General features: G+C 67.4%; 1 pseudogene. It reads left to right on the top strand.

From position 1 onward, the window contains the following. Positions 1-24: 24 nt before the first annotated feature. Positions 25-279: pseudogene (locus tag A1830_RS23450) on the top strand (Ig-like domain-containing protein); the annotation flags it as partial. Between the last annotated feature and the right edge of the window lie 9 nt (positions 280-288).

The following is a 288-nucleotide window of genomic DNA, read 5'->3' as shown; positions in this document are numbered from 1 at the left end:
GCCACGACCGCCCAGGTCAGCGCCCTGACCGTCACCACCGATAACGTGGCCGCCAACGGCACGGCCCAGGCCGCCCTGCGCGTCACCGTACAGGACCAGCACGGCAACCCGCTGGCGGATCAGAAAGTCACCCTCAGCACCGGAGATAAAGGCATCACGCTCAGCGCCGCCAGCGTCACCACCGCGAAGGATGGCACCGTCGCCTTTACCGCCACCAGCACCACGGCGGCCGCTTACGCCGTCAGCGCGACCCTCGGTAACTCGTCCAAAACCACGACGGTGACCTTT

It is taken from the genome of Erwinia sp. ErVv1, assembly GCF_900068895.1.
Lineage (GTDB): Bacteria > Pseudomonadota > Gammaproteobacteria > Enterobacterales > Enterobacteriaceae > Erwinia.
The sequence above is the reverse complement of the archived record's forward strand: the minus strand, read 5'-3'. Positions and strand labels throughout refer to the sequence as shown.